This is a genomic window from Luteibacter sp. 1214 (genome assembly GCF_031455395.1).
Taxonomy (GTDB): Bacteria; Pseudomonadota; Gammaproteobacteria; order Xanthomonadales; family Rhodanobacteraceae; genus Luteibacter; species Luteibacter mycovicinus.
Genome location: NZ_JAVDSQ010000003.1, coordinates 452,240 through 473,379 on the forward strand (window position 1 = coordinate 452,240; position 21,140 = coordinate 473,379).

The window sequence follows — 21,140 nt, forward strand, 5'->3', positions numbered from 1 at the left end:
CCGCCAGAGCATGCGTTTTCAGTGGGTGATACCGATCGTCCGCATCCAGGCTTCGGCCAGTGCGGGCCATCCATTGATCGGCAGGTTCGTCGACCGCAGGCCAAACGCGTGCCCGCCCTGTGCATACAGGTGCATTTCCGCGGGCACGTGCTCCCTGGCCAGCGCGGCGTAGTAGACCAGCGACTGATGCACGCCGTCCGTGTAGTCGTCTTCCGCCTGGACAAGAAATGACGGCGGCACATGGGCGGTGATCGGAAGATTGGGATTGGCTTTGTCGTCGTCCGTGGCGAGATGCCCCGGGTAGATCAGCATGGCGAAATCCGGCCGGGCACTCTCCTTATCGGCAGTATCTACCGGCGCGTATAGTTTGCGGTCGAAAACCGTGCTGATTTCCGCCACCAGAAAGCCACCTGCCGAAAAGCCCAGCACGCCGATCTGGTGCGGGTCGACCTTCCACTCCGCCGCATGCGAGCGCACCAGTCGCATGGTCCTTTGCGCATCCTGCAACGACGGCGTCGACAGCGCACGGTTGTGCGGGCGGCAATCGCAAGCCGCCACATAGGGCAGACTCGGCACGCGATACTTCACCAGCACGCACGTGATGCCCCGGGACGTCAGCCAGTCGCATGCTTCGGTGCCCTCGAGATCCATGGCCAGAATCTCGAAGCCACCTCCCGGAAATACGACGACTGCAGCACCCGTATTCTCGCCTTTCGGTGAGTAGACCGTCATGGTGGGCTGCGACACGTTGCTGACGGTTACCATCGGTTTGCCGCCGAACGGCTTCGTGCTCGTCCTGACATATTCCGGACCGGGCACAGGCGTCGCCGCGGGCGGCGCTTCCGGCCACAACGGTATTTGCGTGTGCCCGGCGGCGGGCTGCCAGACATCGGTGCTTGCGTTTACGTTTGCGGCAAACGCGATAAGAAACAGGGTGATGATCCGGATGTTCACGACGCCCCTCTCGTTTTTTTCCGATTCTGGGCGCCGCCTCGGGTGAATGCCTGTCGGCTTTCTGGCTTTTACGAGGCGACAGGCGTGCGGGACAGCGTCTTCGATCCTCCATACGGAGTATCAGCCCAGACGAATTGTCGGGAAGCGACCGACAACAGGGAGCCGCTAGCGGATGGACGTGCTTAGCGGGGGGAGGTCCACTTGCGTCAGCCACGCCACCGTCCGCTCGACATCTTTCACCGAATGCCAGCCGTGCAACGCCACGCGCAGGTAGCCCTCGCGTGTACTCGTACCGATCTTCTGCTTCGCCGCTGCCGCGAGAAGCCGCTCGGCGCGATCGTCCTCGACACGAAACGACAAGGTCGGTCCGAGTCTGTCGGTTTCCAGCAAGCCCTGAAGACGCGTGACGTCGTGTGACCACTCCTCGTACGGAAGCAGTCGTTCCAGTAACAGCCGTTGCAACGCCACGACGTGCGCCTGGATGGCGGGCGCGCCGCCACTGTCCAGCAACAGCTGCACGGAATGACCAAGCGCGCCACACGAAAGAATCGACGGGCTACCCGCCTCCAACCGGCGTCCGTCGCTCGCCCAGAGGTCGCCCTCATCCGCCTGCGTGCCCGACTGTGAGAACGCCGCGGGCGCGGACAGCCATGTACCGAGAGGCACCAACCGCTGGCGAAACGTCGGACGGGTCCACATCACGCCCTGCCCCTGCGTGCCGAGCAGGCCCTTGTGACCGCCACTGACGAAGGCATCCACATGCGTAAGCGAAGGGACCATCGTGCCAGCACCCTGGATACCGTCGACCACGAGATGCACGCCACGAGCGGCACAGCCCTGCCCCAGACGATCCAGATCGAGCCGTGTGCCGTCCTGAAAGCGGATCCATGACACCGACATCAGTCGCGTACGCGGCGTGATCGCATCGAGCAGGCGTTGCTCGGGCTCGATGCCGGGCGTGGGCGGTGTGGGGTTGGCCGCCAACTGGTCTGGCCACAGCTCCACCTCGCGGCAGACGACGCCGCGAGCTGAGAGCGCCAGCCAGGGAAGGCGATTGCTCGAGAACTCCCCGGCCGGGATAAGCACCTCGTCACCCGATTGCCACGGATACCCCAGCGAGATCGCTTCCAGCCCGGCCGACGTGCAGGCGACGAGGCTGATGTCGGCTTCGTCGACGGCGAAGAACACCGCGCTCGCGTGACGCAGGCGCGCCTGGACGTCGAGGAAGTCTTCCTGCCAGCGTAAGTTCCAGGGCTCGAGTTCGGTTTCCAAGAGCTCACGTACACCGTCCGCCGCGACGCGAGGGATGGGGCCATCCTTGCAATGCGCCAGCCAGAGGACGTCGGCTGGCAGTTGCAGGGCATCCCGTGGGATCGGGGGGATGCCTGGCGCGGGGGACATGGCGGAATCCTTGCTGGCTCGGGACGGGGAATGTTACCTCGCCTCGGTAAGTTTAGTTCCGTACTGGTATCGGGTCAGTCCTGACCAACACCCCTGCACCTCATCACGCTTGACGCCCTGACGGATGCGTCAGTCTCGGAACAGTGCAAAACCGCGGCAGCCATGACCGCCGTCTACAGAGGTCGGCCGCCGGTCCCGCAAGCGGTTATGTGACTTACTTGCCAAGGCGCTGCTCCAACTTCGTCGCGCGCGCCTCGGTCTCGGTGACCTCGCAATCCGCCGCCACGATCTGGTCGGCAGTTCCGGGATTATGGGGCAATGCACACTTCGTGCTCTTTCGCGCTATCCATTCCCGCTCTTCGCTCCGAAGACGGTCCTTCTCATCAGAGGGAAGGCGGGACATCAGCGTCCGGTAATTCCAGTTAAGCCGCTTGCCCTGAAAAGCAAACTCGACGTGCGCGCACTGGAGCACAGCGGCTGTCGTGGACCCACTTCCGCCGACGCAATCCGTGTATGCCTGTCGCAAATGCGACTTGGGCTGGTCAGCTGTGGATGGCTGAGCATATGCGGTGGCGACCGCTGCCACGGCAACGCAAAGGAACGAGCAACGGGCGCGCCCAGCCGCGAGCGTTAACAGACGAGCCATTCCATCCATCGGCCGTTCCTTAGCATTTCGGGGTGTGAGCGGCGAGAGTAAGCAGCCGCCCACCATCGATCAACCCCACGACACCGACTTGAACGAACGGCAAGAAGGCGCCCTACCGCGCCATGGACGGCCCCGCCGCACCCTGAGCCTGGGTGTCGGCCTGCTGCCGATCCATCGCGCGTTGCTGACTCTGCTGCTGCGCCTGCTCATGCCCCTGGAATTGCTGCATGGCTTCAGGCCATTTGGCTGCGCTTTGCTCCATGGGGGTATTGGCCTCCGCGGTCGGCACCTTCGTCTGAAGGTCGAACAGATGATCGTTTCGCCCGGGTGGCATCTGCACTGCCCACATGGCGTCGCCCGTTGTAGAAATTGCGACCTGATCAACGCGCTTCAAACCGTCAGCGCGGGCCTGAACCGTCAGTGCAGAGGCAATCTGATCGGTGTGCTCGTCGGGAGTGCGGCCTATGCTTCGATCCAACGCCGCGACATGACCCTGCACCTGTTTAAAGAAAGCGTTATCCGGGTGAGTCGGATCATCAAGTCGCTGCGGGATGCGGGGTGGCGCTTCTTGAACGGGGATGTATTGATTCTTTTGGGATCCATCAGCCGTGTGATCAAAATGATGGACAGTCCCCGACGGTTGACTCGTGTCAATGTAAGGACGCGGGGCGTGGCTCGTCTTCCCCAAGTTCACGCCGACATGCTCAAGAAGTTCTTCGCGCAAGCCCAGTGACGACATATTTATCGAAACCGTCGGCGCCACGGCATGCAGCGATTTAGCACCATCCTCAGCCCACACCATCGTAGCGACTGCGTTGGTTCCGTAATAATTGGGATAGTCAGCATCTCGCCGCGCGCCAAGGGTCATCGGTCGGTCGTGATTGCCAGCTGGCACATGGTTGAGCGGAGGACGATCGAAATAGTGCTTCCCCATCGCCGCGACGTTCGCGGGGGTCGGGTTGATGGAAAGGTCCGGATTGATCGTAAGACCCGACTTGGGTACATACGATTGACCCAGGCCTGCCGATCGTTCAATGAAGTCCATAGTACGGCCACTCGCCGATGCCATATCAGCGAGATTTGCACCGGGATGTATGTGTTGCTGCCGACTCAGCAAGGCATTCCAACCACCAATCTCCGCCTTCGCCTCGTCAATGCGGCCAGACTGAATGTACTGGGCGAATGGCACTGTATAGTCGTGATTGCCGGATCCGGAAGTCGCGATCTTCCAGGCATCGGCCTGAAGACCGTTTCGCGCATTCACTGCATCGCCGTTATTGAATGCGTGCTGGATCTCGTGACCCACAACAAAGGTCAGGTCATTGATATCGAACTCACCATTCGGGGTGGCGGGCGTCTTTTTTATTAAAGACGTTGCGGGAAGGTTCATCACATGCTGAGCACCGTCATAGGTGCCACCCGCACCCACCTTCGGATCAAGGATCGCAAACTTTTCAAGTGCAAGGTGCGTTGCGTTGGCAGGGTCAGCAACAGTCACGGCTCGCTTCACTTCGTAGGCGAGTACCGGCGATTCGTTCAGTGTCGCCTGCAGATTGTCGACCATCGTGCCGGCTACTTTGTGCGACCGCCCTGCAACATCGACGTACGTCCCGCTCGCAAAGGAAGCTATCATCGTCTGGACACGCCCCACAGCGATGAGATCTCCAGTCGGGGCGGGCCCCGATGCCGAAAAAATAGAGGGGGGCAGCTTAATCGTCCCGGAGGCTGCTTCGAAATGGCCCACCGTATAAGGCGAGCTCCCGGCCGCCTCCAAATCAAACGCCCTCACCGTGCCATTGGCGGTACTTGCATTCAGCTCATGCAGCATCGTCTGGTTGGAAGTCAGGGCTGCGCGAAGTTGCGTGGCACGATCCGCACCATGCTGTAGCGCAAATGTTGCAAACGCCGCCTCAAGCTGGGTATTTGGCTTCTCCATACATCACACCTCCTTGTCGCCAGATTATTGAAGTGTCTGGATACGGCGAACACAATTCCTATTCACGTCACCAGTCGTCGGCGACTGAATAATGACAGCCAACTTGACATCGTTTTTGAAGTAGTTGAAGGAGATCAGCTCGCCGATTTCTCCCACCCTTTTCTGTTCATCGAAGCCAGCCTTGTGAAGGGTGCTCCTTAGAAGATCGAAATCGAAACACACAGGGGACAGATCCGTGGATCCGCCAAGGTTGACGAACTCGAAACTGAATCCATTTCGTAACGGCGGATCTCTGAAATAAAAGTCGACGAAATATTGCCAGCCGTCCGGTCCGGCTGCACTTCGGTACCCGGCAACCGTACCCTCGCGCCCGAAGCTCAGACCAAGCGCCTTCTCGAGGCCTTCAGCGGATGCCTCTGATAGCTGATTCATTCGTGAGACAAAGGCAAGAAAGCGCTTGGCAGCTTCATTTGCTGTCGGCTCAGAGATGTCATTCATGTGTACCGCATCCTTGTCTGAAATGAATTTACCACTCGTCTGCGCCAGAACAGCATCCGTCGCTGACGCGACAAGAGCGAAGCTGGCCATGACCGAGATTGCCATATGTCTCATGCAGGTCATCAGGCTCTCCTTTGCGCCGAGATTACCTTAACTTCTGAGCTTCTAGCCAACCGAGAGCGTGTTCAAAGACCACGACCCCGCAAAGCTATTCCTGACCCGACGCTCCTGGGGGTGCTACGTCCGCGCACCTCGCCTGCTCCCAACACATCCGCACATGCGCCTGCGCGGCACACTGCACCCCCATATTCGTCAGCGCGCCAATGGCCTCGAGTCCCAGCGCCATGCGCCGGCAATCCACCGAATCCGCCTCATGAATCAGATCCGCCAATAGCCCTGTCAGCCCGCGCGCAAACTGAAGCCACTCGGTCGCTTCATTCAACAGCGCATGCGCCGTTGCTTCCGGATCCGCGTGATAGCACAGCGGACCTTCTGTCTGATGTTCCTTCGATACCGACATCGCAGTCTCCTTGCTGGCCGCCTTTCGCGTTTCCAGGTGCGGCACGCCAGGCACAACCGGGCGTGCCGCGGATCAAACGGATTCGCGGGTTCATCGGCTGCCTGTGACCAGGCGCCGGGGCGGCGTGATTGATGAAGTGTGTGGCGGCGTCAGCGCGCTTTGTGGTTCAACGGCTGCGGCCGCGGTTCTTCAACCGTGTCTGCGAGGTCGGCAGACGTCCCGGTGACCGGTGGGGTTGTCGCCGGGGGGATCCGGCGGGCGGGCGAGTACCGTATGATCGGGGGTAGCCACGATTGACTCCAAGTCAGTTCGTTGTGGTCAGCGGCCCTCTGGTGTTGGTAGCACCCTTGGGCCGCGCTTCTCACCGCTTTAAGCGATGGTTGCATGCGAGGCTTCGACAGCGACGACGCAGGCAACGAGGTGAAACTAGCAAATCAACTTGCGGTTGTCTGTAGGCGCAACCGATCTTGTGGTCGTTAATTGCCGAACACGCTTACGTCGTGCAACAAGGCGGGCGCTTTGTCGGTATGTCCCACGGTCGAAGTTGCGACCTTCCCGTTGCTTGCCATCACATCCGCGACCGTACGCCCGGTGAGGAAGTTGGTCGAATAGCGGGTTTCGGCCTGGGAGTCCGTCTCGAAGGACTCCTCGTCGCTGCCCACGAGTGTCCAGGCACCTTTGTAGAACTTGTAGTGCAGCCTGACGCCAGCGTGGCAGGTGGCTGAACAGGACACGCTGTAATGGAAGGTCAATACACCCCAGTCCTCGATGGTCAGATCCTCGACGCCGGCACGGTACGTGTCCGACGCCCTGGACTGCTCCGTAAGGACGAACGTTCCGTCGGCCCGTTGCAGCAGAATGAAGAGCTGCGCCTGGTTCACCGACGAGGCATCCCACTGGACGACACCCGCCCAGTCGTCGCGCCCGTCTCCGTTGAGATCACCTGTCGCCTTGATGATCCAGCCAATGGGCTTACCGAAGAGCTTCGTCAGAAAGGCTTCGGGGCTGGCGACGACGGTCCCAAGGGGAGGCACGACAGGTGGATAGTCAGGATCGTCGCGCTGCGCCGATGCATAGCCGCTGCCGAGCAGCGTGGCCATCGTAAGTGCCATTGCCCATCGCTTTCCGTACGCCATATTCCCCCCTTGATGGCGGCAAGTATGCCGCGTGGGTAAGGGACCTGCCTATGGGCTTAACAATCGCCCGTGGCTTGAGAAAAAATCGAACACCATGCGGTACATTTCGGCGGCACATCAAAGGAGTGACTTACATGGCATCGGGAACGACACCCCAGGCGCGCTCGCGGCTAACCCTGCTCGTCCTTGCAGCGACCCTGCCCTTCGCTGCCGCGGCAGAAGCCCCGCCCAAACGCGTCGATATTCCGGCCATTGGCACCCGGGCGCTCAATGCGCTCGGAAGCCTGAATGCCTCCGCCGACCTCTCGTCACCGAGCTTCCTCAAAGCGCTCAAGCTGCCCTTCAAACGCACCGGCATGGAAAGCTTCGCTGCGTGCAAGGCCAGACTCGACGCCATGAAGGATGACCTGAAAGCCTGGTCGAGCACGCCCATCGAGAAGAACGGCAACGTGTGGGGAAAACAGACCAGCCCGACGACGGGCGTGGAGATACTTTCCGCCCGGCGCGCACGTTTTGTCGACTACCGCGTGATTACCAACTACGGCGTCACCGATCCGAGCCAGGTGCGTGCGCAATCGACCACTACTGAGACGACGTATACGTGCGATGGTCGGGTGCTTAGTGGTGTGACGGAGAACTGGGCGGGGATGGAGATGTTTATGACGTTGGATGACGTGCCGAAGAAGTAGCCTGCACATTTTCCGCGCATGAGCATCGACTACTAACCCCCGGTCACCCGCGGCTTGCCATCGACGAGCTCGAACTGAAACGCATAGTCCAGACTGAAAGGCGCATGCTTTTCCACCTGGCGAATGTTCCCCTTGCCATCATCGACGTCCTGCACCACCGTCATCGGTGAGTACTTCCACTGCATCACGGCCTGCTGGCATGCCGCGAAGAAGGCCTTGTGCACAGCTTCGGCCGACGCACCGAGATCCCTGACCTCGGTCACGCGCCCGTCCTCACCGACGATCGCCTTGACGCTTATGGTTTCGGGCGGGAGCTTCTTGCTTATCAATGCGTCGGGATAGGTCGGCGCATCGTGCTCGACGGGCTGAGCGCCGTAGGCATGCTGGTCGCGCTTGAGCTGCAACCGGCCAGCCGACATGGCAGGGATCAGCTGGTAGCTGACGGCGCCTTTCCCGTTGTCTGGCGGCTCATGAGGCGCGATCGCTGGAGCTGTCGTGCAGCCACTTAAGGCCAGCGTCAGCACGATCAAGATCAGCAATGAACGGGATGGCTCCCGCTTTGCCATACGCATCGTTCGTCCTCTCATGCATCCTCCCTGGGCAGATCGAGTCAGACCACCGTCGGATCGCCGCGCTCGTCGCGACCCCTTGCTTCAAACCTTACCCCGCGAAGACGGCCTACGGCGACCTCAATTTCCTGCGGAGGGGTCTGTCCAGCTTGCGGCCTTCTTCGCGGCGGCCTCTACCCTGGCATAGTAGGCAAGCGCGGTCTTCTGGACGACGTCTGGCAACGTCTTGAAGCTGTCGCCCGGCGTGCGAGTGATCTCGTCGCTCGCCTGGTTCGGCAGGCTGCCCCGGATGGCGTATTTCTTGTCCTTGTAGACCATGATGAGCTTGACGACGGTGGCGTCGAGGCCATCGCAGGCCGTCCAGTAGGGAACCGTGACCAGGGCGTTCCCGTCGCCGGCATCGATGACGTCGACCAGGGGCGTCAGCAACCGCAGGCCACAGAGCACGCTGCCGTTGTTGTCCTTGATCTCCCACCGGGTGTCATAGCCGCCGTGGTCCTGGATAAAGCCGTAGGCGTGAAGGGTGACGTAGTCGTTCGGCTCGAGCTTGGGACCTTGCTTGTTCGCGCCGAAGGCGAGGATGCGGAAGTTACCGTATTCGTCGCGGTATTCGAAGCCTTTGAGAAGCTGGGCGCCGTTGTCGTAGTAGCTGGTGACGTCTTCGAGGTCGGGGCCGGTGAGAGGCGCTACGCCGAGGTCTTTGGCCGAGGCCGACGCGGAGAGGAGGCAGAGCGTCGCAGCAATCAGTGGCACCTTGAACCGCATGAAAATGGACCTTAGCGTTAGTCTCCCGGGACGCATCCTACCCTAACCTCCCATCGACATGACCGGACCACTCTGCTGAGCGCTCTGCGCCTGAGCCTGCTGCTCCTGCATCATCTGCTGCTGCGCCTGCTCCGTCGCCTGGAATTGCTGATTGCTCTCCTGCGCGGGCGGAGGCGCTCTGTTCAGGTCGACGATTGCGCGGGTACCGACGATCTCCCCCGTCATCATCAGGCGGTCGCCCTGGACGTCCAGCGTTCGGATTTGACCCGCTTCGATGCCGCCCTGCTTCGCGGCCAGGGCGATCTGAGCCAACCGGTCCTCGGATGTTCCTTCAGGAAGTAATTTCCGAAGCTCGCGATGCAGTGGACCATCCGCTGCCGCCTCGATGGGCAGATACCTGTTCTTATTCACTCCATCCGCCGTGTGATCGAACCGGTGCGGCGCTGAGGGCAATTGGGTGCTGTCGAAATACGGCCACGACGATCTCTTGCCGAGGTCCATGCCCTCTCTCTCCAGAAGATCCTCCTTGAGACCGATCGTCCCCATATCGATCGTCATTTCGGATACCCCCTTGCGCCCGAGGGTGGACGATGCCTCGGCTGCGATGATCTCCTGCAGCGGCCACCTTCCGTAGTAGTTCGCATAGTCGCTCGCATGGCTATCGCCCAGCGCCATGGGCCGCTCAATGCTCTTCTCTGTAACGTAGTCCTTCGACGGCCGGTCGAAGTAATGCTTGCCCATAGCCTCTATGTTCGATGGCGTCTGCGACAGCGTCAGATCCGCATTAAATGCGAGATCGGGCCGCCCGATGGACCGCATGGGTGATTGCGGATCGCGCTCTACAAAATCGCCCGTACGAGAGGTACTCACCATCGCCATATCATTAAGGGTGGTACCCGGCTTCAGCTTCTTCTGGCGACTGACCAGCGCATTCCATCCTGCGATCTCAGCTTTTGACTCATCCTCACGGCTTCCCTGGATATAGTGCTGCATCGGATCAGTGTAGTCGTGAACATTGCCCCGACCAGCGGCAACCCGCTTGATCGACGCGTTAAATTCGTTCACCACTCGGACTTTATCGCTCCGATTGAACCCGTGTTGGATTTCGTGACCGATCACAAACGTGAGGTCATTTACATCGAACTTTCCTATTGATCCGTTGCCGGAACGGGTCATCAGCGCGGGAGCCGGCAGATTCATGGTGTGCGTAGCGCCGTCGTAGGTACCGCCAGCGGCCAAGCCAGGTCGAAGAACCGCAAAGTGTTCGAGGGCGTAATGATCAGGTGCAGCGGCGTCGGGTGTCATCGCAGCTCGTCGCAACTCCCTGACTAACGCGGGCGACCCGTTCAATGTGCTCTGGAGATTGGCCGACATGTCGGAAGACACCCGCTGTTGCACTCCACTGGCATCTACGTAAGTGCTATTCGAAAATGCCACGATCATCGATTGCACACGGACTGTCGCGGCGAGGTCGCTACCCGTCGCTGCGCTGCTCGAGGAGAACGCCGACGCAGGCAGCGATACGACGCCGGACGATTTCTCGTACTGTCCCACGGAATTCTGAGTGCCCCTGGCCTCGTCTAAAGCGAAACCGTTCAGATGACCGTTGGCGGCAGCCGTATTCAAGCCGTCCAGCGTCTTGGACTCCGCGGCTACCGCAGTTCGCAATTGCGAGACCTGATCAGGGGTCACGCCCGGTTGCGTTGAGAATTGATGGACCGCTGCTTCAAGCTGATGGTTTGGACGCGACACTGACAGGCTCCTTGCCTTGGGACTCAATTGTTGGTGCGCATGGACCTGACGCACGTCACCGCCTTACCGCCGGTGAGGCTCTCTTGCGTTTCAACGGCCAGCACGATGTCGCCCTTGAAATAGAGCCACGACAGACGCTCACCGAGCTCGCCACGCTGCTCATCTTCCTCATATCCCGATGCCCTGAGGGTCGCCCTGTAGGTCTCGAAGGGCAGCGCGCAGACAGCGCCAATGTCGGCCGCTCGGTCGCGGTTATAGAATTCGAAAGCCACGCCGCGCTTTACGGCACGGCTTTCCTGAATGAAGTTCACGAAGTAGATCCAACCGCCGCCGAGGTCGGCGCTCTGGTATCCGGCGATGCCGTCTTGCATCTCGAGTACGATGCCCATCGCCTGATCGATGCTGGCGACGGACACATCTGACCTCGACGTCAGCCCCGAGATATACGTAAGCATTTTTTGCGCGGCCGCCTCGGCACTCATGGACCGCGCCACGCGCCCTTCGGAAACCACCTTAGCCGGCGAAGGTCTTGCAACTGATTCACCCAGCGGCTTTCCCGCCGCTGACTGCGAGAGCCCCGCGATCACCATGCCGGTAAGCGCGCACGCTGAGATGGCCTTCATTCCCATGATGTCTGTCCCTTCGATGTCCAGTGCCCGAACCTCAACCTTCGGCATCAACCGGCTCGTAAACCGCCGATCCTCGTAATACCTGATCTTGTCGCACTTCACCGGATGCGGGATACCCTCGAACAGGATCACCTCTTTGTCCGCCCCCATCGCCTTCAGCTCCTGCGGCAGCATCAACGCCCGACGCTCGTCCGAATGGCTGACCGAACGCTCGCGCCCCTTGTTGATGTTCTCCTTGCGCACCGTCGTATAGCCGAGCATGTCCGAATAGTCGTTCGCGTCCTGCTGCTCCCGGGGCGCGTAGATGATCTGCATGGCGTGGTTGGTGATGATCGTCCGCGAGACGTCCTTGCCGTAGGTCGCATCCAGCTGCGCCATGCTCTGGATGATCGGCAACAGGCGGATGTTGTAGCCGGCCATGTACGACACGGAAGACGCCAGAATCTCCACCTTGCCGATCGACGTGAACTCGTCCATCAGCAGCAGACACTGGTGCTTGAGGTCCGGGTTGTTCTGCGGGAGCTCCCTGGTGTTGACGTTGATCAGCTGGCTGAAGAACAGGTTGATGATCAACCGGCTCTCGGCCAGCTTGTTCGGCTGAATGCCGATGTAGACCGTCATGCGCTTCTTGCGCACGTCCGTCAGCAGGAAGTCATTGTCGCTCGTGGCCGCGTCCAGCACCGGATTGATCCAGGCGTTGAGGGGCTCCTTGAACGTGCCCATGATCGACGCGAAGGTCTCTTCCGCCTGGGACAGCAGGTTGGCGAAGGCACGCTTCGCTTCCCGGCTCAGGAATGTCTTCTCCGACAGCCCACGCAGATACGCCCGCAGGTCCTGACCGTCGCCCGAGGACAAACGGTACACCTCGCCCAGGGTCGGGAAGCGCAACGACTCCCTGGCCACGTTGAGCCGCCACTCCACGTCGTAGTTCTCGAATATGTACAGCGTGAACGCGGTAAAGGCGTTGCGTGCCTGGCTCACCCAGAACTTCTGGGCGTCGTCGCCATCGGGGTACAGCATCGCCGCGATCGACTGAATATCCGAGATCCGTAACGATGGCTTCGGTGAGACGTAGCTCAGCGGATTCCAGCGATGCGTGCGCCGGTCTTCGGCAAACGGGTTGAACAGGTAGATCTCCTGCCCCTGCGATTTGCGCCATCCACTGGTAAGGTCGAAGTTCTCCTGCTTGATGTCCAGGACCACCATGGATTCCTGGTACTCGAGCAGATTGGGGATGACAACACCGACGCCTTTGCCCGAGCGCGTCGGCGCCGCGAGGATGACGAACTGCTGGCCGGAGAGGCGAACGAGCTGGCTGCCGAATTTGCCTACAACAATTCCGCTTGGGGATTTCTTAAGAAGTCCAGCCTTAGCGAGATCGGATCGGCGGGCGAAACGAGAGTCACCGTGGAGCGCGCGGGGCTTCGTCTTGAGCAGCGGGACGAGCATGGCGATCCATGTGGCGAGCGGAACGATGAAGCCCACGGCACCGGCGAGCTGGATCTTCCAGACGTAGGGGGCGTATTGCGGCAAGGCGATCGCTTGCCAATAGAGCCACCAAAGGTTCCAGGTGAGTTGGGTCTGCACGCCGATGAGCGTGAGGGTGAGGAAACCTGAGAGGTAGAGGGCGCCGGCGACTGCGGCGGAAAGCAGGGTCAATCCTAGACAGAACTTGGTCTTCCAATGCACTCGCGGGAGCTCCTTGCGATGGGAGGCGCGGAGGATAGCGAGGGGCGATGGAAACGCAACTGTCTGAAGCAGCGAGACATTTGAGAATCCAGGACAACTGGCGGCATGTGGCCGTCGGTGCTCCCAGAACGCGTCTGCCTTTCGCTGCACATCAGAGCTAGCCGAGTGATGAAGGGTGTCCTTCCATCGTCAGCACCTTGAGCATATTCTTACGGGCAAGGGGGCTTCGGCCTACAAGTAGTTTTCGTCCTAGGCGAAGGGGCCGACGTGGCGTTCTGGTGGGTGAATCACAAGCAGTCGTGGAAGGCCGAGACAGGAAGAGGGATTCTCTGGGCTCCGCTTGCTACAGCCAATGGTAGGGAATATCCGCCTTACTCGAATATGCGGCTCGCCAAGGCTGGTGACATCGTGTTCTCGTACGCGGGGAGCCAGATAGGCCACGTCGGCGTTGTCGATGCGGAGGCGTATCCGTCATTGAAGCCTGACTACGCATCTAAGGCGCCATGGGCGAATGAAGGGCTTCTTCTGCCTGTAACGTTCTCTGAGCTTGTGCGGCCCGTTGTCCCCAAACAGCACCTTGACGCCATCGGTCCGTTGCTTGCGGAGAAGTACGCGCCACTTCAGGCGAACGGTAACGGAAACTTGAGTTATCTCTCTTCGATATCAGACAAGTTAGGCGAACTGCTCTTACAGCTGGGCAGTATTGCACCGCGAGCCATACACGCCGCGGCATCGTCGGATGACGTGGTAGAAGATATTCAGCGAATTGCGGGTGATACATCGCTGCGACCGACCGACAAGATGCAGCTCAGCAAGGCACGGATTGGCCAAGGGCTATTTCGGAAGAGCGTTCTTGCGCTAGAGCCGGCCTGTCGTGTCACCGGGGTCACGACGGTATCGCTTCTTCGGGCGAGTCACATAAAGCCTTGGCGCGAATCCACTAATGCTGAGCGACTCGATGGGGCCAATGGCCTCATGTTAGCGCCGCACATTGACCTGCTTTTTGATCGATTCCTTATATCGTTTTCCGATGAGGGCGATCTTCTATTTTCTGAGCGACTTGATAAGGCAGTCCGAGAAAAGTGGCATCTTTCTGACCTGGTGAACCCGAAGCCACTTAACTCAGCTCAGCGCTCTTACCTCAAAATACACAGAGCGCGACTTTCTCAACCCTTGGACTAGTGCAGGAACATCCGACCTCTCTCGAGAGGAACGCCGTACTTTTCAACGCATACGCGACAATTTGCAAAGACCGAATTTAATGATCGGGAAAATTTTAGCCAGGCTGTTACTTTTGCAAGAGCGCTGGCAACAATTGAATAAGTGCGCCATTGATCAAGTCAATGTTGCGGTGTTCTTCCTTCGGTATGTCTCGATACCCGTGGAAGATTAAATTCCTCGCGTCGTAGAGAACTGAGCCGACTGGCGACGATGCGTCAAAAGTCTTTCCGCATGCCGCCAGAAGCACACCGCAATGATTGATTAGATTGCCGAACAGACCTATAGGCAATCCTGCAGCTTCAATGCATTTCCGAATCCTGACTCGTTCAGATGCAACATCATTCAAGACGGTACTAAGGGCGCGCAAGTCCGATGGCGTGCCCACGAAAGCCTGGACCTTCGCCTTGAAACTGCCAAGAGCTTCCTCGAACACTGTTTGCATCATCATTTCGAATACTTGGTACAACAGCACAAACTGTGCAACAGCGCTGTTCTCGAACGGTAAAACTTCGCTGTATAGATAGGAGAGGTAGCCGTTAGAGAGGTGACGCGAATTTACGAGGCCGATCTTCACTTTTTGCGGAGGCGGCCCCTCAAAAGCCTTCAAGTACGCACCGACATCCCTATTCGAATTGTATGGAGCGAAACCATTCGCTAGAAGTGTTGGTAGATAAGGAACGAGGTCGACGGACTCCATGCATTCGCGAAGCACAATTACCGACGCGCTTTCAACATAGAAATCTGAAATCTCGTACGTTTCGTCGAGCGAATGCCGGGCCGCAACCGATTGGCCACGCTCGTCAGACAATAGCGCATCGAAAGCTACGCTCGCTGCGACCTCAAAGAAATCATCGGTCGCGCGCGCATGCTCAGTTGAGCACATTGCACTAACGGGAAAGATTGCACCCAGCCGCTCCTTCGAAGGTGCCGCACTTACCACCTCCGTGTAATCAGCCTCACCCTGCTCGGAGCTTCGAAGCAAATAAATGTGGTACCGAGACTGCGCCTGGCGTGTATAACGCCGTACCAGTCGCACCTGAATTTCGCTGTCCGGCGCTCTCGCAACCCCTATCAACGCACCGTCTTCGCTCGATTCATTGGCGAGTTCGATACTTGCGGTCTCACCATTCGCAGTCGTTATCCTTAACACATTGCGCCCCGTCAGAAGACCTGGCTCTTGTATTTCTGTAGAGCGAGTGGGATCGATCCGGCGAGCTGAAGGTAACCGTCGCTCGTTGGGTTGAATAGCTCGCGAAAGTAGTACTGAAAATACATTCGCTGAGCGTTTCCGATTTTTTTAGCGTTCTCGGATATCCATCTCATAGCCTTATTGAACTCAATAAGAATAGTCTCAGCCGACGCGTCCAGCTCAATGCTGGCCGTCGAATTAACAACCGACTCAAAACCCTCGATGGCCTCAACATCTCGAAGCTTCCCGACGGCGGCACCGAACCCCGCCAGAGCCTGCTGCTTCTTGAAAATTGCCTTCCCCGACCTTCCCCACGCACCAACAGAAAACTCAGAGTCATCTAGCTGCGTGTCTCCCAAAAGGGACTGAATACGAACGATGAACGAATTGAAAGCGACGACGTATTCGCGGAAAAGGTCTTTTGCAGAATTTTCGAGTGCGAGCTTTTCAAGGCTTCGGATATTTTCAAGGAGATCTACCCTCTCGAGGGGGAGCTCATTTCTTTCAAGATAGCAGTTGAAGCCCTCGATCACCTCCTTGAAGTTGTAGGCAGACAGGCTCTTTGCCTTGCCAGAGTCGGCCTCTTTGATAAGGCTAACTCCATCAATATCTTCCTTCGAATAGTCGAGATATAACATCTCGATTTGCTGTCTTAGAGACATCGGCGTTTGGCCGGTATTCAAAGTCAACATTCGATACAAGATACCTAGACGATTGATACCTAGATATATCTCGCAGCGAATTGGCAACAATCGATACGCTTCGAGCGCAGCATCATCACCTTTCTTTTTTTGCTCTTCTTCGATATCGATGAACGAGTGGGTGCGTTGCAGGCCATCCAGAATCATCAAATTGTCGACATATGAGCTCAATGTCGATGCGAGATTCTCGTCCGTAAGCTCGCTATCAATCGAAGCTGAGAGCGCGAGAACAATAGGAGGGACGACGCATCCTTGGACGACATCCGTCTTGAGCAGCGAGTAAACCGTTTTCGAATTCGATACGCGTTTGCGTTGAAATTCATTGTTAGCAACAACAGTTCTAGCAAGATCGATATAAGCACCGATCGATATCTCAATTAGATAGTTGGTAGCGTTGATTCGGCCGTCTAAAAGTTTTGAAGCAATTCGCATGAGTCCCTCCGAAGCGATTTAGGCATAAAAGCCCGAGCAATATCACCCGCACTTCGAATACCCACAATTCAAACAAGTCTGGCACCCATCCATCAGCACCAGTGCCTGCGTATTGCACTTGGCACAAAGGGTCGCGCCAGCCGGGAACCCGGAAGCATTTGTGTGTGAGGCGGCCTGGCTTTCGCCAGCAGGGCTGGCTCCTACAGAAGCAGCGACAGCCGGGGTCGCCGATGCGGCGGCAGCAGCCGGCTTCGCATTGGCGTTCTCATAAGCCGCACGCTTCTCGGCAATGAGCTTGCGCGTCGCCTCGCTCATTTCTGGATCGTGGATCAGCCCGATCGACTTCATGTGCGTTTCGATCACGCCGCCGATTTCGGCCACGATGCTGGGCATGTATACGCCGCCGGCCTTGAAGTAGCCGCCGCGGGGGTCGAACACGGCCTTGAGCTCTTCGACGATGAACGTCACGTCGCCACCCTTGCGGAAGACGGCGGACAAGATTCGGGTAAGCGCCACGATCCACTGGAAGTGGTCCATGTTCTTCGAGTTGATGAAGAGCTCGAAGGGGCGGCGCTGTTCGTGCTGGGTACCGGCGTTCAGGACGATATCGTTGACCGTCACGTACAGCGCGTGCTCGAAGAGCGGCGACTTGATCTTGTACGTGCTGCCGACCAGGGTTTCCGGACGCTCGAGGCTCTCGTGCATCTGGATGACTTCGGCGACCGGCGCAACCTCTTTGACGGGTGCGACGACGGGGGCCGGAGCGGCCTTGTCTTCGGGCTTGACGACGTTATAGCCCTTGATCTTCTTGTCGATCTTGATCGCCATGATCTTCTTCTCTTCTTGTGCTGGTTATCCGGCCCGGCGCGTACGCCGGGCCGGATGGGTACTACTTACTTACGACGGCCACGAACGGCGGACTTGCGTGCCGACGTACGACCGGTCTTGCTGGCAGTGGACCTCTTGACGGCCGTAGCCGCTTTCTTGCCAACCGCCTTGCGAGCGGTCGTCTTGCCGGCGGCCTTGGCGGCCGTCTTCTTCGTTGCGGGGCGGCCGGCGTTCCGGCGAACCACCTGGGCGGCGGCCTTCTTGATGGCCTTGCGGGCGCCCGATGCGACCTTGACGACGCGAAGACCAGCCTTCTTTGCGGTCTTACGACCGGCAGCTACCTTCTTCGCGACGCGACCAGCGGCCTTCTTCGCGGTCTTGCGACCGGCAGCGACCGTCTTGGCGACCCGACCCTTCTTGGCGGCAGCCGACTTCGCCGGACGACCTGGCTTCTTCGCCGCAGCCGACTTGGCCGGACGACCCGGCTTCTTCGCCGCGACCGACCTGGCCGGACGACCGACCTTCTTGGCGACAACCTTCTTGGCCGATGCCTTCTTGGCGGCGACCTTCTTCACGGCAGCCTTCTTGGCGGCGGTCTTCTTGGCCGGAGCCTTCTTGACCGCGGCCTTCTTGGCGGCAACCTTCTTCACGGCGGCCTTCTTGGCAGCGGTCTTCTTGGCCGGAGCCTTTTTGACCGCGGCCTTCTTGGCAGCGACCTTCTTCACGGCAGCCTTTTTCGTGGCCTTCTTCGAAGCAGCCTTCTTGGTGGCCTTCTTCGCAGCCACCGGGGCAGCCTTCGCAGGAGCCTTACGGGTGGCCTTCTTCGCCGCCTTCTTGGCCGGGGCCGGAGCCTCGACTTCGACCGGCGTAGCTTCGACGGCCGCAGCCTTCGGCTTGCGGACGGCCGGCTTGCGCGGCTTTTTCACAGCGGCGACCGGCGCCGGCTCATCAGCCACCGGGGTGACTTCTTCGTCGTGCTGGACAGCCGTGTCGCTCGACGGCGTCGGCGCAGTGGCTTCGATCACCTTCTTCGCGACGGGCTTGCGCTTCACGACCTTCTTGGCGACAACCGGTGCAGCAGGCGCAACGTCAGCGGCGACTTCCGTCTCCGCTGCCGGCGTGCTGTCGGTATCGATGGTATCGACCGAGGGCAGCTCACCCTCGACGATCTGGTTTTCACTCGACATACGTATTCCCTCTCCGCGGGGTCAGAACTTACCGTAATAGCCTTCCTTCAAAGCATCGAAAAGGTTCGCGGCGGTGTGCATTTCACCGTCGTATTCAACCTCGTCGTTACCCTTCAGTTCGACAACGCTACCGTCTTCCAATTCGAAGCGATAGAGGGTGTTCTCAAGGTCAGTCTCCTTGACCAGTACGCCCTGGAACGCGGCGGGGTTGAACCGGAAGGTCGTGCAACCCTTCAAACCCTGCTTATATGCGTAGAAATAGATGTCTTTGAAGTCTTCGTACGGGTAGTCCGTCGGGACATTCGCGGTTTTGGAAATGGACGAGTCGATCCACTTCTGCGAGGCCGCCTGGATGTCGACATGCTCTTTCGGGCTGATGTCGTCGGCGGCGACGAAGTAATCCGGGAGGCGGGCCTTCGGGTCGTCGGAGTACGGCATGGCGTCCCCGTTGATGAGGGCGCGGTAGGCCAGCAGCTCGTAGCTGTAGACCTCGACCTTTTCCTTCGACTTCTTGCCTTCCCGGATCACGTTACGCGAGTAATGGTGCGCGAAGCTGGGCTCGATGCCGTTCGAGGCATTGTTGGCCAGGCTCAGCGAAATGGTGCCGGTGGGCGCGATCGACGAGTGGTGGGTGAAGCGCGCGCCGGTCTCGGCGAGGGCGTCGACCAGCTCCGGGGCGACCGAGGCCACGCGCTGCATGTAACGCGAATACTTCGCGTGCAGGGCGCTGCCCTTGATGGTCTGACCGACTTTCCAGCCGTCCTTCGCCATCTCCGGGCGCTTGCGCAGCATCTCGGCGGTGACCTCGTAGTCCTGCGCGAGGATCGGGGCCGGGCCCTTTTCCTTCGCCAGTTCCAGAGCGACTTCCCAGCCGGCAATGGCCATCTCACGCGACACTTCGTCGGTGAATGCCACCGCGTCGGCGGCGCCGTAGCGCATTTTCAGCATGGTCAGGGTCGAGCCGAGGCCGAGGAAGCCCATGCCGTGGCGACGCTTGGAGAGGATCTCTTTCTGCTGCTGCGGCAGCGGCAGGCCGTTGATCTCGACCACGTTGTCGAGCATGCGGGTGAAGACGCGGACCACCTCGCGGTACTCCTCCCAGTCGAACTTCGCCTTCGGGCCGAACGGATCGCGCACGAAGGTGGTGAGGTTGACCGAGCCGAGCAGGCACGAGCCATACGGCGGCAGCGGCTGTTCGCCGCAGGGGTTGGTGGCACGGATGTGCTCGCACCACCAGTTGTTGTTCATCTCGTTGACGCGGTCGATCAGGATGAAACCCGGCTCGGCGTAGTCGTACGTCGAGACCATGATCATGTCCCACAGGTGCCGCGCGCGGATGTGACCGTAGATCTTGCAGGCGACCAGGCCATCCTCGCGGGTGACGTAGTTGTCCTTGGTCGGCCACTCGCGCCAGACCACCTTGGAGGCGTCGGCGAGGTCGATCTCGTGCTGTTCCTTGATATGTACCGGGAACACGGTCGGCCAGTCCTGGTCGTTTTCCACCGCGTCCATGAAGCCGTCGGTGATCAGCAGCGACAGGTTGAACTGACGCAGGCGTCCGTCTTCGCGCTTGGCGCGGATGAACTCCTTGCCGTCCGGGTGGCTGATGTCGAACGTGCCCATCTGCGCGCCGCGGCGGCCGCCGGCCGACGAGACGGTGAAGCACATCTTGTCGTAGATATCCATGAAGGACAGCGGGCCCGACGTGTGGGCGCCAGCGCCGGACACGTAGGCGCCACGCGGGCGCAGCGTCGAGAATTCGTAGCCGATACCGCAGCCGGCCTTCAGCGTGAGGCCGGCTTCGTGCACCTTCTCGAGGATGTCATCCATCGAGTCGTGGATGGTGCCCGAAACGGTGCAGTTGATCGTGGAGGTGGCCGGCTTGTGCGCGAGGGCGCCGGCGTTGGACGTGATGCGACCGGCGGGAATGGCACCGCGGCGCAGGGCCCAGAGGAAGCGCTCGTACCAGTGGGCGCGCAGCTCGTCGGTGGCTTCCACGTCGGAGAGTGCGCGGGCGACGCGCTGGTAGGTGCCGTCGACCGAGTCGTCGACGGGAACGCCCGACTTGGCCTTCAGACGGTACTTCTTGTCCCAGATGTCGTACGAGGCGGGCTGAAGCGGAATGGCCGCGGTCTCAAGCCCCATGGCTTGTGCACGTGAAGTGCTCATGTATGTGTCGTCCTCGTGTCTCGGCTTCTGTAGGCCGTGTTATTGGGCTGTTGTCGGCCCCACCGTCGCTACCCCTCCCCCCGGAGTTGCAGCGACCATCCTTGCCACCCTCGCCCGGAGGCAAAAATGCCTTGGAGGACGAAGGTTTGTAGCTTGAACCTGATGATCCGCAACACCAGCACTTGGTAAATAGCGAACAGAGGAACACAAGATGTTGTGGTTGCGGCCG

At 59.6% G+C, this 21,140-nt stretch carries 16 protein-coding genes and 1 pseudogene; 2 read left to right on the forward strand and 15 right to left on the reverse strand.

Features of this window, described 5'->3' with window-relative positions; all coding sequences use genetic code 11:
- Nucleotides 1-18 precede the first annotated feature (18 nt).
- The 6 genes from J2X57_RS10530 to J2X57_RS10555 all read right to left on the reverse strand — a co-directional run bounded on the left by J2X57_RS10530 (nucleotide 19) and on the right by J2X57_RS10555 (nucleotide 7,067).
- Nucleotides 19-954 (reverse strand): alpha/beta hydrolase, encoded by a 936-nt coding sequence (locus J2X57_RS10530; protein ID WP_309866762.1) that lies wholly within the window; start codon nucleotides 952-954, stop codon nucleotides 19-21.
- Between the two features lie 165 nt (nucleotides 955-1,119).
- A complete protein-coding gene (locus tag J2X57_RS10535; protein WP_309866765.1) occupies nucleotides 1,120-2,355 on the reverse strand; it encodes an aminotransferase class V-fold PLP-dependent enzyme in 1,236 nt (411 codons plus the stop codon).
- A 758-nt stretch (nucleotides 2,356-3,113) separates the two neighbouring features.
- Nucleotides 3,114-4,937: an XVIPCD domain-containing protein gene (locus J2X57_RS10540; protein WP_309866768.1), complete on the reverse strand. Its 1,824-nt coding sequence runs from the start codon at nucleotides 4,935-4,937 to the stop codon at nucleotides 3,114-3,116.
- A gap of 24 nt (nucleotides 4,938-4,961) precedes the next feature.
- Complete coding sequence (locus tag J2X57_RS10545; RefSeq protein WP_309866771.1) at nucleotides 4,962-5,558, reverse strand: hypothetical protein; 597 nt, start codon at nucleotides 5,556-5,558, stop codon at nucleotides 4,962-4,964.
- A gap of 85 nt (nucleotides 5,559-5,643) precedes the next feature.
- Nucleotides 5,644-5,955, reverse strand: coding sequence for a hypothetical protein (locus tag J2X57_RS10550; RefSeq protein WP_309866774.1), 312 nt, complete (start codon nucleotides 5,953-5,955; stop codon nucleotides 5,644-5,646).
- Nucleotides 5,956-6,431: 476 nt separating this feature from the next.
- Nucleotides 6,432-7,067, reverse strand: a complete 636-nt coding sequence (locus J2X57_RS10555) for a hypothetical protein (protein WP_309866778.1) — start codon at nucleotides 7,065-7,067, stop codon at nucleotides 6,432-6,434.
- A 158-nt stretch (nucleotides 7,068-7,225) separates the two neighbouring features.
- Here J2X57_RS10555 and J2X57_RS10560 point away from each other — a divergent pair, with 158 nt between their 5' ends.
- Complete coding sequence (locus J2X57_RS10560; protein WP_309866780.1) at nucleotides 7,226-7,780, forward strand: hypothetical protein; 555 nt, start codon at nucleotides 7,226-7,228, stop codon at nucleotides 7,778-7,780.
- Nucleotides 7,781-7,812: 32 nt separating this feature from the next.
- On the opposite strand, the gene J2X57_RS10565 is transcribed toward J2X57_RS10560, so the two are convergent.
- The 4 genes and pseudogenes from J2X57_RS10565 to J2X57_RS10580 all read right to left on the reverse strand — a co-directional run.
- On the reverse strand, nucleotides 7,813-8,352 hold the full coding sequence (locus J2X57_RS10565) for a hypothetical protein (RefSeq protein ID WP_309866783.1): 540 nt from the start codon (nucleotides 8,350-8,352) through the stop codon (nucleotides 7,813-7,815).
- Nucleotides 8,353-8,469: 117 nt separating this feature from the next.
- Nucleotides 8,470-9,114 carry a hypothetical protein gene (locus tag J2X57_RS10570; RefSeq protein ID WP_309866786.1) on the reverse strand — a complete coding sequence of 215 codons (645 nt, stop codon included), beginning with the start codon at nucleotides 9,112-9,114 and terminating at the stop codon, nucleotides 8,470-8,472.
- Nucleotides 9,115-9,156: 42 nt separating this feature from the next.
- On the reverse strand, nucleotides 9,157-10,866 hold the full coding sequence (locus J2X57_RS10575) for a hypothetical protein (protein WP_309866790.1): 1,710 nt from the start codon (nucleotides 10,864-10,866) through the stop codon (nucleotides 9,157-9,159).
- A 644-nt stretch (nucleotides 10,867-11,510) separates the two neighbouring features.
- A pseudogene (locus J2X57_RS10580) lies at nucleotides 11,511-13,154 on the reverse strand (type IV secretory system conjugative DNA transfer family protein); the annotation flags it as partial.
- Between the two features lie 297 nt (nucleotides 13,155-13,451).
- Between J2X57_RS10580 and J2X57_RS10585 the strand changes: the two are divergent.
- Entirely contained in the window at nucleotides 13,452-14,366 is a 915-nt protein-coding gene (locus J2X57_RS10585; RefSeq protein WP_309866793.1) for an HNH endonuclease, read from the forward strand.
- Between the two features lie 106 nt (nucleotides 14,367-14,472).
- Here the strand turns inward: J2X57_RS10585 and J2X57_RS10590 are convergent, their stop codons facing one another.
- The 5 genes from J2X57_RS10590 to J2X57_RS10610 form a co-directional block, all read right to left on the reverse strand.
- Nucleotides 14,473-15,555, reverse strand: coding sequence for a hypothetical protein (locus tag J2X57_RS10590; protein WP_309866794.1), 1,083 nt, complete (start codon nucleotides 15,553-15,555; stop codon nucleotides 14,473-14,475).
- A gap of 11 nt (nucleotides 15,556-15,566) precedes the next feature.
- Nucleotides 15,567-16,727 carry a hypothetical protein gene (locus J2X57_RS10595; RefSeq protein WP_309866797.1) on the reverse strand — a complete coding sequence of 387 codons (1,161 nt, stop codon included), beginning with the start codon at nucleotides 16,725-16,727 and terminating at the stop codon, nucleotides 15,567-15,569.
- Nucleotides 16,728-16,769: 42 nt separating this feature from the next.
- Complete coding sequence (locus tag J2X57_RS10600) at nucleotides 16,770-17,555, reverse strand: NrdJb (RefSeq protein ID WP_309866800.1); 786 nt, start codon at nucleotides 17,553-17,555, stop codon at nucleotides 16,770-16,772.
- 65 nt (nucleotides 17,556-17,620) lie between these two features.
- The gene (locus tag J2X57_RS10605; RefSeq protein WP_309866803.1) at nucleotides 17,621-18,742 is read right to left on the reverse strand and encodes a hypothetical protein; all 1,122 of its coding nucleotides are present in this window, start codon (nucleotides 18,740-18,742) and stop codon (nucleotides 17,621-17,623) included.
- A gap of 21 nt (nucleotides 18,743-18,763) precedes the next feature.
- On the reverse strand, nucleotides 18,764-20,911 hold the full coding sequence (locus tag J2X57_RS10610) for an adenosylcobalamin-dependent ribonucleoside-diphosphate reductase (RefSeq protein ID WP_309866806.1): 2,148 nt from the start codon (nucleotides 20,909-20,911) through the stop codon (nucleotides 18,764-18,766).
- Nucleotides 20,912-21,140: the final 229 nt, after the last annotated feature.